Origin of the sequence: Streptomyces sp. NPDC088707, from assembly GCF_044752725.1 — a bacterium.
GTDB lineage: Bacteria > Actinomycetota > Actinomycetes > Streptomycetales > Streptomycetaceae > Streptomyces.
Genome location: NZ_JBIVLV010000003.1, coordinates 225,946 through 238,274 on the forward strand (window position 1 = coordinate 225,946; position 12,329 = coordinate 238,274).

Annotated in this window: 10 protein-coding genes; 5 read left to right on the plus strand and 5 right to left on the minus strand. The window is 72.2% G+C overall.

Annotation, left to right across the window (positions count from 1 at the left end):
• Window positions 1-408: 408 nt before the first annotated feature.
• On the plus strand, window positions 409-1,578 hold the full coding sequence (locus ACIP84_RS11785) for a pyridoxal phosphate-dependent aminotransferase (RefSeq protein ID WP_401797497.1): 1,170 nt from the start codon (window positions 409-411) through the stop codon (window positions 1,576-1,578).
• Window positions 1,579-1,651: 73 nt separating this feature from the next.
• Entirely contained in the window at window positions 1,652-4,186 is a 2,535-nt protein-coding gene (locus tag ACIP84_RS11790) for a tetratricopeptide repeat protein (protein WP_401797499.1), read from the plus strand.
• An 84-nt stretch (window positions 4,187-4,270) separates the two neighbouring features.
• Here ACIP84_RS11790 and ACIP84_RS11795 read toward each other — a convergent pair whose 3' ends face one another.
• Window positions 4,271-4,807: a YbjN domain-containing protein gene (locus tag ACIP84_RS11795; RefSeq protein ID WP_073908242.1), complete on the minus strand. Its 537-nt coding sequence runs from the start codon at window positions 4,805-4,807 to the stop codon at window positions 4,271-4,273.
• Window positions 4,808-5,074: 267 nt separating this feature from the next.
• Window positions 5,075-7,669 (minus strand): ATP-dependent chaperone ClpB, encoded by a 2,595-nt coding sequence (clpB, locus tag ACIP84_RS11800; RefSeq protein WP_401797503.1) that lies wholly within the window; start codon window positions 7,667-7,669, stop codon window positions 5,075-5,077.
• Between the two features lie 122 nt (window positions 7,670-7,791).
• Here clpB and ACIP84_RS11805 point away from each other — a divergent pair, with 122 nt between their 5' ends.
• Window positions 7,792-8,196, plus strand: coding sequence for a TIGR03618 family F420-dependent PPOX class oxidoreductase (locus ACIP84_RS11805; protein ID WP_355956820.1), 405 nt, complete (start codon window positions 7,792-7,794; stop codon window positions 8,194-8,196).
• 174 nt (window positions 8,197-8,370) lie between these two features.
• Here ACIP84_RS11805 and ACIP84_RS11810 read toward each other — a convergent pair whose 3' ends face one another.
• The gene (locus ACIP84_RS11810) at window positions 8,371-8,691 is read right to left on the minus strand and encodes a hypothetical protein (RefSeq protein ID WP_030323603.1); all 321 of its coding nucleotides are present in this window, start codon (window positions 8,689-8,691) and stop codon (window positions 8,371-8,373) included.
• A gap of 367 nt (window positions 8,692-9,058) precedes the next feature.
• Here ACIP84_RS11810 and ACIP84_RS11815 point away from each other — a divergent pair, with 367 nt between their 5' ends.
• Window positions 9,059-10,063 carry a helix-turn-helix transcriptional regulator gene (locus tag ACIP84_RS11815; protein WP_355956823.1) on the plus strand — a complete coding sequence of 335 codons (1,005 nt, stop codon included), beginning with the start codon at window positions 9,059-9,061 and terminating at the stop codon, window positions 10,061-10,063.
• A 44-nt stretch (window positions 10,064-10,107) separates the two neighbouring features.
• Window positions 10,108-10,581 carry a hypothetical protein gene (locus ACIP84_RS11820; RefSeq protein ID WP_401797508.1) on the plus strand — a complete coding sequence of 158 codons (474 nt, stop codon included), beginning with the start codon at window positions 10,108-10,110 and terminating at the stop codon, window positions 10,579-10,581.
• A 58-nt stretch (window positions 10,582-10,639) separates the two neighbouring features.
• Here the strand turns inward: ACIP84_RS11820 and ACIP84_RS11825 are convergent, their stop codons facing one another.
• Both ACIP84_RS11825 and dnaJ read right to left on the minus strand, forming a co-directional pair.
• On the minus strand, window positions 10,640-11,086 hold the full coding sequence (locus ACIP84_RS11825) for a heat shock protein transcriptional repressor HspR (protein ID WP_355956827.1): 447 nt from the start codon (window positions 11,084-11,086) through the stop codon (window positions 10,640-10,642).
• Between the two features lie 4 nt (window positions 11,087-11,090).
• Complete coding sequence (gene dnaJ / locus ACIP84_RS11830; protein ID WP_355956829.1) at window positions 11,091-12,272, minus strand: molecular chaperone DnaJ; 1,182 nt, start codon at window positions 12,270-12,272, stop codon at window positions 11,091-11,093.
• Between the last annotated feature and the right edge of the window lie 57 nt (window positions 12,273-12,329).

Here is a 12,329-nt window from a genome sequence, read left to right on the forward strand (position 1 = left end):
AGTCCCTGCAGATTGCCCACGTCACGTGCCACACGGCTGGGGAGCCGACCCCGCGGTCAGCTTCCGCCGCCGCAACCACCCCCGCCGCCACCACAGGAACTGGAGGACCCCCCGCAGGAGCTGGAGCCGCCCCCACAACTGCTCCCGCTGCCGCCGTCCGCCCAGGTGATGCCGCCGCCGCTCGCCCCGCTCGACCGCCGCCCCCGCGACCGCGGCCGCGGGGTCCCGCCACTGCGGCTGCCCCACACGGCGACGAGCACCCCCGCGACGATCAGGAACCCCAGGACGATGAACAAGAAGATCTCCATCAGTACTACCCCCGTTCGGTTGTGCGAGGGAGATTCCCTCAGGCGCCCCCCGTCAAAGCGCACTTGAGGAAGTCCAGAGCTTCCCCGCAGGATGGCCGTCATGACACGACCGCCGCTCAACCGCCGCCTCGCCGAGTTCGGGACGACGATCTTCGCCGAGATGTCCGCCCTCGCCGCCAGGACCGGGGCCATCAACCTCGGTCAGGGCTTCCCCGACACCGACGGCCCCGAGGAGATCAGGGAGGCGGCGGTCCGCGCGCTGCGGGACGGCCGCGGCAACCAGTACCCGCCCGGCCCCGGTGTCCCCGAGCTGCGCGCGGCCATCGCCGACCACCAGCGGGACCGGTACGGCCTCGACCACAACCCCGACACGGAGGTGCTCGTCACCGCGGGCGCCACCGAGGCGATCGCGGCCGCGCTGCTGGCCCTCGTCGAACCCGGCGACGAGGTCATCGCCCTGGAGCCGTACTACGACTCGTACGCCGCCTGCGTCGCGATGGCCGGCGGGACCCGGGTCCCCGTGACCCTCCGCCCCCACGACGGTTCCTACGTCCTCGACCTCGACGAACTGCGGGCCGCCGTCACCGACCGGACCCGGCTGATCCTCCTCAACACCCCGCACAACCCCACCGGCACCGTCCTCACCCGGGCCGAGCTGACGGCCGTCGCCGAGCTCGCCGTCGAGCGGGACCTGCTCGTCGTCACCGACGAGGTGTACGAGCACCTGGTCTTCGACGACGCCGAGCACCTGCCGATCGCGAGCCTGCCCGGGATGCGGGAGCGCACGGTCACCATCGGCTCGGCCGGCAAGACGTTCTCGTTCACCGGCTGGAAGGTCGGCTGGGTCACTGCGAGCCCCGAGCTGACCTCCGCGGTCCGCTCGGCCAAGCAGTTCCTCACGTACGTGTCCTCCGGCCCCTTCCAGTACGCGATCGCCGAGGCCCTGCGCCTCCCGGCCGCGTACTTCGACACCCTGCGCGCGGAGCTCTCCGCCAAGCGGGACCTGCTGAGCGAGGGCCTCGCCCAGGCGGGCTTCGCGGTCTACAAGCCGGCCGGCACCTACTTCGTCACCACCGACATCCGCCCCCTCGGCGCCGAGGACGGCTTCGCCTTCTGCCGCTCGCTGCCCGAGCGCGCCGGGGTCGTCGCCATCCCGAACGCCGTCTTCTACGACCACCGCGAGGCCGGCGCCCCCTTCGTCCGCTTCGCCTTCTGCAAGAAGACCGAGGTCCTGGAGGAGGCCGTCTCCCGGCTCAAGCGCCTGGCCTGAACCCCGCCGCACGCTCCCCGGAGCGAACGGGAGCACCATGCAGGAGGAACGGGAAGGGCGAGGGGGGACGGCGATGGACAGACGACGGGGGAGCGACCGGCCGATGGACGGAGGCGGTGGACGGCGGAGGCTGCTGACCCGGCTGCTGCTGGCTCCGGTGGCGGCGGCGGTGACGGGGGCGATCGTCTGGGCGGTCACCCGTTTCGGCCTCGAGGCCGCCGACCAGACGGCCAGTGTCGTGGGCGGGACCGTCGCCGCGCTCAGCCTCCCGATCTCCCTCCTCGCCCTGCGCGAGCGGCCGGCCGGCCCGGCCGCCCCCGCGGGCTCCCCGTCCGGCGCGGGGGGCGGGGTCGGCCGGGACTGGGTACCGGCCGCCGCGGTCCATCCCTCGCTCCGGCCACCGGCCTCCCCGCTCCCGTTCCGCGGGCGCGCGGACGAACTCGTCGTCCTCGACGAGCTCCTCCGAGGCGCCGGGGGGCTCGGTGTCATCTGCGGGACGGGCGGCCTCGGCAAGACCACGCTCGCCGCCGAGCACGCCCGACGCGCCCGGCAGGACGGCAAGGACGTCTTCTGGGTCCGATGGCAGGACGACCTCACACGTCTCGCCGACGACCTCACCCGCATCGCCCAGGCGCTCGGGCTCGACGACGGCTCGCTCCACGAGGCCCAACGGGGCGAGGCGGTCCTCGTCGACGTCGTCTGGGAGCACCTGGCGGCCAGGAGGAACTGGCTGATCGTCATCGACAACGTGGACACCCCCGCGCGGCTCAGCACCGATGCCGACCCGCCGGCCTCCTACCGGGGCTGGGTGCGCGCGGAGGGAGCGGGGCTGCTGCTCCTCACCAGCCGGGACAGCGCCAGGTCCGTCTGGGGACCGCGGGCGGTACTCGTACGGCCCGCCCCGTTGGACGGCGACGACGCCGCCGCCGTGCTGTGCGACGCGGCTCCCGGGGCGGGGAGCCACGCGGAGGCCCGGGAACTGGCGGAGCGCCTGGGCGGACTGCCCCTGGCGCTCGAGGCCGCCGGCCGGTACCTGGCGACCGCCACCAGCCGCTACCGCACTTTCTCCTCCTATCAGCACGCGCTGGAGGCGGAGTTCGACGGACTGGTCGCGGCGGCGGACCCCCGAGCGGCGGACCCCGAGGTGGCGCGGACGCTGGTGCGGCACACCTGGGACGTGTCCTTGGACCAGCTCCGCTCCGACGGGCACACCCTGGCCCGACCGCTGCTGCGGCTCCTGGCCCTGCTGGAGGCGGCACCGGTCCCCCGGTCGCTCATCACCCCCGGTCTGCTCGGCCGGGTGACCGGCGAGGCGGTCCCACCGGCGGCGCTCGACGCGGCCTTCGCCGGGCTCGATCGGTACGGCCTCGTCGGCACTCCGCACACGCAGGCCCTCCGTTCCGGCGCGGAGCAGCAGGAGGAGGACGGCATCGTCCAGGTGGTGCTGCACCCCGTGGTGCGGGACGTCATGGCCCTGCCCGTGCCGGGTGCCGACTCCGCGGCCTGGCGCGCCGCGCTCGACGCGGGCCTGACCGCGGCGGTGGACGACGCCGTGGCGGCGGGCGCGGCGGGGCGGCCGGTCGCCCGGCTCCTCGCTCCCCACCTGCCCGCTCTCCTGGAGCGCGCGCCGGCGGCCGCCTTCCCCTCCGCGCGGGACAGCGTGTCCCGGCTCCTGAGCGTGCTGGAGGCGGACCGCAGGGGCGACCTGCCGACGTTCATCCTCCGCCGGCACCTGGCCGAGGCGGAGGCCCGTGTCCTGGGAGCCGACCACCCCGACACCCTGACGAGCCGCCACCTCCTCGCGGGGGACCTCTATCGGCTCGGCCGGCTCCACGACTGCCGCGACGCCTCTCGTGAGGTCGCCTCCGCCCGTGGACGCGTCCTCGGCAGAGATCACCCGGACACCCTCGAAAGCCGCCACGACTACGCCGTCGTCCTCGACGTCCTCGAGCAGCAGCAGGAAGCCGCCGGCCTGTTCCGCGAGATCGCCCGCGACCGGGAGCGGGTGCTCGGAGCGGATCATCCGAGCACCCTCACCAGCCGTAGCTCGCTCGCCCTCGCCCTCGACGACCTGGGCCTTCACCAGGAGGCGGCGGACCTCCTCCGCGGCGTGGTCGCGGACCGCGAGCGGGTGCTCGGCACGGACCACCCCGCCACTCTCTTCGGCCGCCAGAAACTCGCCATTCCCCTGCAGGGCCTGGGCGAGCACCAGGAGGCCGCCGACCTCCTCCGCGGGGTCGTCGCCTCCCACGAGCGGCTGCACGGACCCGACCACCCGGCTGTGCTGTCCAGCCGACTCGCCCTCGCGGCACCGCTCAGCGACCTCGCGCTGCACGAGGAGGCCGCCCTGGTGCTGCGCGACGTCATCGCGAGAAGCGAGCGCGTCCTCGGGCCCGACCACCTCCATACCGTCACCAGCCGGTTCAACCTCGGACTCGCGCTGATGAGGCTCGGTGAGCCCAGGGAGGCCGCGGGTCTCTTCCGCTCCGTCGCCGACGACTACACGCGCGTGTACGGGTCCGGGCACGGCCGCACCCGGGACGCCCGCGAGAGGGTGGTGGCCGCGGAGGCCGAGGTGCGGCGGAGACGGCGGTGGCGGCGCGGGTGAACCACGGCTCAGGTGAAGCACCGCACACGCCGAGAGCCCGGCCCCTAGGAAGGGGCCGGGCTCTCGGCGTGCTGCGGGGGAGGCTCAGGCCTCTTCGTCGCCCGCGGCCTTGTCCTCGGGGGACTCCAGGCCGAACTGCTCGACGACCCACTTGTCGAACTCGATGGAGGCGCGGACCCAGCTGACCGTGGAGGACACGAAGTGCTCCAGGGCGACGCCGGTGCCGATCAGCATCTGGGCCTCACCGATGAGACGGAGGGTGGCGGAGCCGTCCTCCTCCTCGTGCAGGTGCGTGTAGACCTTCGGCCACAGGGTGCGGCGGTTCCAGTCGTCGATCGCGTCGAGGATCTTGGCGCGGTCGTCGGCCGAGTGCGGGCGGTCGTAGAACGTCCGCACCGAGAAGACCTGCTGCTCGTCCTCGCCGCGGAACATGAAGTACGTGCGGAATTCCTCCCACGGCGCCGCGAGGTCACCCTCGTCGTCGATGACGTACTTCAGCTCCATCTGCTCGAGGAGCTGCTTGACGAGGTCCTGGTCGGGGACGACGGGGCCCGCCGGTCCTGCGGCCTGAGGCTGGGGCTGGCCCCCGAAATTCGGAATCGAGGACGGGTCGATGCTCACCGTGTATTTCCCTTCGTACGGATGTCGCCATCCTCCCCCATGCCGGGCGGTCTGTGGCAAGCCCTGCCTCCCGCGATCCGCTGCGGGCTGACAAGAACCGGTGCGCCCGGGGAGATCCCCGCAGGGAAAAGCGTGAAAAGGAAACGGAGGGGCCGCACACCTCCGTGCGGGTCACGTACGAGGACGGGGTCACCCTCCTCGTACGTGGCGAGGGCCCCGTCACCGCCCCGGGCCGGCCCGGGGCGGTGACGGGGCCCTCAGGGCCTCCTAGCGACCCGCCGGCCCCACGATCAGGCCGTCCTCGAAGCGGTCCACGCGGACCGTGTCGCCGTCCTGGACCTCGCCCGCGAGGATCTCCTTGGCGAGCCGGTCGCCGATCGCCGTCTGGATGAGGCGGCGGAGCGGCCGGGCGCCGTACGCCGGGTCGTTGCCCTCCTCGGCGAGCCACTCCAGGGCCTCCGGGGTGACGTCCAGGGTGAGCCGCCGCTCGGCGAGCCGCTTGGCGAGCCGGTCGATCTGGAGCCGCGCGATCCGGCCCAGCTCGGCCCGGTCGAGGGCGGAGAAGACCACCAGGTCGTCGAGCCGGTTGAGGAACTCCGGCTTGAAACTGGCCCTGACGACCTCCAGCACCTGCTCCTTCTTCACGTCCTCGGCGGTCAGCGGGTCGACCAGGTACTGGCTGCCGAGGTTCGACGTGAGGACCAGGATGGTGTTGCGGAAGTCCACCGTCCGCCCCTGCCCGTCGGTCAGCCGTCCGTCGTCCAGGACCTGGAGCAGGACGTCGAAGACCTCCGGGTGCGCCTTCTCCACCTCGTCGAGCAGGACCACGCTGTACGGGCGGCGGCGGACCGCCTCCGTGAGCTGGCCGCCCTCCTCGTACCCGACGTAGCCGGGAGGCGCGCCGACCAGCCGGGCGACGCTGTGCTTCTCGCCGTACTCCGACATGTCGATGCGGATCATGGCCCGCTCGTCGTCGAAGAGGAAGTCCGCGAGCGCCTTCGCCAGCTCCGTCTTGCCAACACCCGTGGGGCCGAGGAAGAGGAAGGAACCGGTGGGACGGTCGGGGTCGGCGATGCCCGCGCGGGTGCGGCGCACGGCGTCGGAGACCGCCTGGACGGCCTCGGACTGGCCGATCAGCCGCCGGCCGAGCTCGTCCTCCATGCGCAGCAGCTTCTGCGTCTCGCCCTCCAGGAGGCGGCCGGCTGGGATGCCGGTCCAGGCGCCGACGACGTCCGCGATGTCGTCGGGGCCGACCTCCTCCTTGACCATCGTGTCCTTGGAGGACTCCTGCTGGGCCTCGGCCTCGCTCGCCTCCTCCAGCTCCCGCTCCAGGGCCGGGATCTCCCCGTAGAGCAGCTTGGAGGCGGTGTCGAAGTCGCCGTCGCGCTGGGCGCGCTCGGCGCGGCCGCGGGTCTCGTCGAGGCGCTCCTTCAGCTCGCCGACCCGGTTGAGGGACTGCTTCTCCTTCTCCCAGCGGGCGGTCAGGCCGCGCAGCTCCTCCTCGCGGTCGGCGAGGTCCCGCCGCAGCTTCTCCAGCCGCTGCCTGCTCGCCGGGTCCGTCTCGTTCTTGAGTGCCAGCTCCTCCATGCGGAGCCGGTCCACGGAGCGCTGCAGCTCGTCGATCTCCACGGGCGAGGAGTCGATCTCCATCCGGAGCCGCGAGGCGGCCTCGTCGACGAGGTCGATGGCCTTGTCGGGGAGGAAGCGGGAGGTGATGTACCGGTCGGAGAGGGTCGCGGCGGCCACCAGGGCGGAGTCGTTGATCTGCACCTTGTGGTGGGCCTCGTACCGGCCCTTGAGCCCGCGGAGGATCGCGATGGTGTCCTCGACCGTGGGCTCGGCGACCAGGACCTGCTGGAAGCGGCGCTCCAGGGCGGGGTCCTTCTCGATCCGCTCGCGGTACTCGTCGAGGGTGGTCGCGCCGACCATGCGGAGCTCGCCGCGGGCCAGCATGGGCTTGAGCATGTTGCCCGCGTCCATGGAGGAGTCGCCGCCGGCGCCCGCGCCGACGACCGTGTGCAGCTCGTCGATGAAGGTGATGATCTGGCCGTCGCTCGCCTTGATCTCCGAGAGCACGGTCTTCAGCCGCTCCTCGAACTCGCCGCGGTACTTGGCGCCGGCGACCATCGCGCCCAGGTCGAGCGAGACCAGCCGCTTGTTCTTCAGCGACTCGGGTACGTCGCCCTTCACGATCCGCTGGGCGAGGCCCTCGACGACGGCGGTCTTGCCGACGCCGGGCTCACCGATGAGGACCGGGTTGTTCTTGGTGCGGCGGGACAGCACCTGCACGACGCGGCGGATCTCGTGGTCGCGGCCGATGACCGGGTCCAGCTTGCCCTCGCGCGCTGCGGCGGTGAAGTCCGTACCGAACTTCTCCAGCGCCTTGTACTGCCCCTCCGGGTCGGGTGTGGTCACCCGGCGTCCTCCCCTGCTCTTCTCGAACGCGTCGAGCAGCTTCGAAGCGCTCGCGCCCTGCGCGTCGAGGATCTCACCGGCCTGGCCGCCCTTGGCCGCGATCGCGATGAGGAGGTGCTCGGTGGACAGGTAGTCGTCGCCGAGCTCCTTGGCCTGCCGGTCGGCGTCGGCGATGACCGCGAGGAAGTCGCGGCTGGGCTGCGGGGGCGCGACCGTGGACCCGGTGACGCTCGGCAGGGCGGCGAGCAGCCGCTCCGCGCCGGTGCGCACGACCGCCTGGTCGGCTTCGACGGCGGCGAGCAGGTCGGTGATGTTCTCGTTGTCCTGACCGGTGAGCAGCGCGAGCAGAAGGTGCGCGGGGGTCAGGTCGGCGTGCCCCTCGGACACGGCGCGGCTGCTGGCCGCGTTGATCGCGTCCCGGCTGCGGTTGGTCAGTTCGGCGTCCACGTGCGGTGCTCCTCCTGGGTCGGTCCGGGTCCTCTCCCTTTATGACTCATCCAGGGTACACAAAGTTGAGCCGCTTGCGCTCAAGGTGTTGGGGAGAGCTCTGCCCCGGGTAGTTTCCGTGCATGGCGACCGACCCGAGGAACCCCTCCGACTCGTACCTCAGCTTCTGGCGCGAGTACCACATGTGCACCCTGACCACCCCGCGCCCGGACGGCACCCCGCACGTCGTGGCGGTGGGCGTCACCTACGACCCCGAGGGCGGATACGCCCGGGTCATCACCAACAAGCACAGCCGGAAGGTCGCCAACGTCCTGGCGGCGGGCGCGGACGGCGCGCGGGTGGCGGTCTGCCAGGTCGACAAGGGCCGCTGGGCCACCCTGGAGGGCGTCGCGCACATCCGTACGGAGGCGGAGGTCGTCGCGGACGCGGTGGCGCGCTACGCGGAGCGCTACGGGCGCACGCCGGCGGAGAACCCGGACCGGGTGGTCATCGAGATCGCCCTGACGCGGGCGATGGGACGCGCCTGACGGACCCGGGCCCGTACGAGGGGCGTCCGGGCCCGGCCCCGCACGGGAGACGTCCGGGCCCGCCCCGCGCGGGAGACGTCCGGGCAGCACAGCGGCGCCATCGCGTTTCAGGTCCGCGATGGCGCCGCTGTGTGGGGGAAGTGCCGGAGCGATCTACAACGACGGGGGAATCGCTCAGGCACTGCGGGGGGTGGCGGTGATGGTCTCGGGCTCGATCAGCTGGTGGTCCCGCTGGTCGAGGTTGACGAAGATCATGCCGTACCGGATGGCACAGCGGATGGGCTGTGGGGCGCCGCGGGGACGGCGGAGGCAGCGGTAGGCGCGGACGTCCTCGTCCTGCTCCCGTGCCACCACGATCGGCTCTCCGAAGAGGGTGATCTTCAGCGCGTCGCCACGGTGGGGGATTGCCGTGGCGAGGTCGACGAAGTGCCACCCGGACCGGTAGGCCGAAGCCATCTCCCGGCGGAACCTGGGGTCGTCCGGCGGCACGGTCACGCCCCCGCACCCCTGGAAGCGATCTCCCACGACGGCTCGTAGGGAGCGGCGCGTACGACGTCCCGGGGCGAGCTCTCCCACGAGGGTTCGCCGGGTCCCGCCACCACGTCGTGTGCCGGGTTGCTCTCCCACGAGGGCTCGTCCGGCCCTGCCACGGAATGCGCCGGGGTGCTCTCCCACGAGGGCTCGCCGACGGCGAGTGCGCCGAGAGCAGCCGCCGCAACGGCTATGGCGCTAAGTGCACGAACCATCCTGGTCATGGCCGATCTCCACCTCTTTTGATCACTACCTCCCCCCCGCGAGTAAGACGATGGCTCACTCCCGCCCCTTTCCACCAGCCAACCCGGGCATCATGTTCCTGTAATTCATGACCCTGAGGGGGGTGCAAATGAGGCGAGAATGCGACGAGTCCGGTCATAAGCACAGTCACGGTGAACTATGCGACGTGGGCAAGGAGCTCTATGCGAGTGCGCTCCGCACCGGCCGCATAGCCCGTGCGGACGCCGAAGCCGCCCCCTGCCTGAGGGAACTGTCCCTCCTGCACCCGGACCCGGACGACAGCCAGTGCCTGCGTCCCGTTCCGCCGTCGATCGCGCTCAACCAGCTCGTGCACCCCATCGAGCAGGAGATACAGGTCCGGCGCCAGCACGCGCTGGCCCTCGCGGACGCTTTCGAGCCGTTCATGGCGATCCACACCCAGGACCCTTCCGGCGCCCAGGCCATCACGGTCCTCGAAGGCCTCAGCGTCATCAACGCCGCCCTCGACCGCGCCATCAACGAGTGCACCGAGGAACTCCTCACCATCCAGCCCGGCAGCGGCCGCCGCCCCGAGACCCTCGAAGCCGCCCTGCGCCGCATGGAGCCCCTGCTCGACCGCGGTGTCCGGATGCGCACGCTCTACCAGCACACGGCCCGGCACCATCCCGCCACGCTGGCCTACGTCGAACGCGTCGCGCCGTACGGGCTCGAACTGCGCACCCTCGAGGAGATCGTCGACCGGCTGATCATCGTCGACCGCAAGGTCGCCTTCGTGCCCGCGCGCAGCGACCGCCAGGTCGCCCTCGAACTCCGCCACGAGGGCCTCGTCCAGTACCTCGTCGGCGTCTTCGACCAGTTCTGGCTGCACGGCGTGCCATGGGAGGACGAGATCCCGTACAGCCCCTCCGTCGACGGCATAGGCGGCGTCCAGCGCTCCATCGCCAAACTCCTCGTCGAGGGTCACGTCGACGAGGCCATCGCCCGCCGCCTCGGCATGAACGTGCGCACCTGCCGCGCCCACATCGCCAAACTCGCCGCCGCCCTCGGCAGCGGCAGCCGGGCCCAGCTCGGCTACCTGATCGCGCAGTCGGGCATCCTCGAGGGAGACAACTGACCACCCAGACACCTGACCAGCGTCGAACGGGACAACTCACCACCGTGTACGTACAGATCGACCTCGACGGGCCCGCCGGGTCCCTCCGCGTCTCCGGGCACGACCTGCCCACCGTGGAGCTCGTACGGGCCCCCGGGACCCGCCCGGACACCCACACGCCGATCGGCACCCGCAAGGCCGCCCTGCTCGCGCTGACGGTGGGCGGGCGACCCGCCGTCATCAGGCCGGCCCGCGCCCGGCTGCTGCGCCGCTCCTACCGGGTGGACGTCCGCGTCGACGGCGTCCGCTACCGGCTCGTCCCCTGCTCGCACATGGACAGCCGGCTCACCCGCGACGGGAAGGCGCTCGGCACCCTGGAGTCCGCCGGGGACGGCAGGGTCGACGCCGACTGGGACCCGGCCGCCGCCCTCACCCCGCTCGACCACGCCGTCGGCACCGCCCTCGCCGCAGCGTTCGGCACGGGCGCCGCGCCCTGGTGGGAGACGCTCGGCGACATCGTGGCGGAGCTCATCCCGTGAACGCGTGAACGGCGAAGCCCCCTCCGCGCGTCGTGGAGGGGGCTTCGCCGTCCGGGAACTACTCGCCGGTGCGCTTCGGGCGCCAGACCACCAGCGCGCTCGCCTGCTGCACGTCCTGGTACGGCACCAGATCGCGCCGGTACGAGGCATGCACCTGGGCCTCGCGCTGCCGCATCGCCGCCGCAGCGCCGTCGACGGCCGCCGACAGCTCCGCGATCCGGTTCTGCAGCGCCGCGACCTGGTTCTCCAGCTCGATGATGCGCTTGATCCCGGCCAGGTTGATGCCCTCGTCCTGCGACAGCTGCTGCACCTGACGGAGCAGCTCGATGTCACGGGCCGAGTAGCGCCGGCCACGGCCCGCCGTACGGTCCGGGGAGACCAGACCGAGACGGTCGTACTGACGGAGGGTCTGCGGGTGCAGACCGGAGAGCTGGGCCGCCACCGAGATGACGTACACCGGCGACTCGTCGGTCAGTTCGTACGGATTGCGTCGGCGCCCGTCCACCGGGTCACGCTCCCTTCGCGGCCTGGAACAGCTCCGCCCGGGGGTCCTCGGAGGCGGTCGCCTCGCGATAGGTCTCCAGGGCGTCACGTGCCTTGTCGTCCAGCTCCTTCGGCACCGCGACCTCGACCGTGACGAGCAGGTCGCCGCGCGTGCCGTCCTTGCGGACCGCGCCCTTGCCCCGGGCGCGCATGGTCCGGCCGTTCGGAGTGCCCGCGGGCAGCTTGAGGGTGACCGCGGGGCCGCCGAGGGTCGGCACCTTGATCTCGCCGCCGAGGGCCGCCTCCGTGAAGGAGACCGGCACGGTGACGGTGAGGTTGTCGTCCTTGCGGCCGAAGACCGGGTGGGTGTCGACGTGCACCACGACGTACAGATCGCCGTGCTGCCCACCGCGCTCCCCCGGCGCTCCCTTGCCACGCAGCCGGATCTTCTGGTTGTCCGAGACTCCCGCCGGGATGCGGACCTGCATGGTGCGGGAGGACTTGGCCCGGCCGCTGCCCTTGCAGACCTCGCAGGGGTTCTCGGCGATGAGGCCGCGGCCCTTGCAGTCCACACAGGGGTCGGTGAGCGAGAAGCCGCCGCCGCTGCCGCGCGAGACCTGTCCGGTGCCGACGCAGGTCGGGCACACCCGGGGGGTGCCGTTCTTGTCGCCGGTGCCCGAACACGCCGTGCACGGCTGCTGGCTGGACATCCGCAGCGGTACGGTCGCTCCCTCGATGGCCTCGGTGAAGCTGAGCGTCACCTCGGACTCGATGTCCTGACCGCGCCGCGGCTGGGTGCGGGGGCCCGCACCGGCGCCGCGGTTGAACAGGCCGCCGAAGACGTCCCCGATGCCGCCGCCGCCGGCACCGAAGCCGCCGCCCGCGCCGCCCTGGGTGCCTCCGAAGAGGTCGCCCAGGTCGAAGTTGAACGAGCCGCCGCCGGGGCCGCCGGGTGACCGGAAGCCGCCGTTCCCGAAGAGGGCGCGGGCCTCGTCGTACTCCTTGCGCTTCTTGGGGTCGCCGAGGATGTCGTTCGCCTCGGAGATCTCCTTGAAGCGCTCCTCGGCCTTGGCGTCGTTCTTGTTGGCGTCCGGGTGGTTCTCGCGGGCGAGCTTCCGGTACGCCTTCTTGATCTCGGCCTCGGTGGCGTCCTTGGGGACGCCGAGAACCTTGTAGTAGTCCTTCTCGACGAAGTCCTTCGTGCTCATCGACGTCCCTCCTTCCGGACTGCTCCGGGGTCTGTCACCGCTGTGCTGTCGGTCGCG

Coding starts and splice junctions, on each gene's coding strand:
- dnaJ (WP_355956829.1), bottom strand. CDS start 12,272: ATGAGCACGAAGGACTTCGTCGAGAAGGACTACTACAAGGTTCTCGGC.
- ACIP84_RS11790 (WP_401797499.1), top strand. CDS start 1,652: ATGGACAGACGACGGGGGAGCGACCGGCCGATGGACGGAGGCGGTGGA.
- ACIP84_RS11805 (WP_355956820.1), top strand. CDS start 7,792: ATGGCGACCGACCCGAGGAACCCCTCCGACTCGTACCTCAGCTTCTGG.
- ACIP84_RS11785 (WP_401797497.1), top strand. CDS start 409: ATGACACGACCGCCGCTCAACCGCCGCCTCGCCGAGTTCGGGACGACG.
- ACIP84_RS11815 (WP_355956823.1), top strand. CDS start 9,059: ATGACCCTGAGGGGGGTGCAAATGAGGCGAGAATGCGACGAGTCCGGT.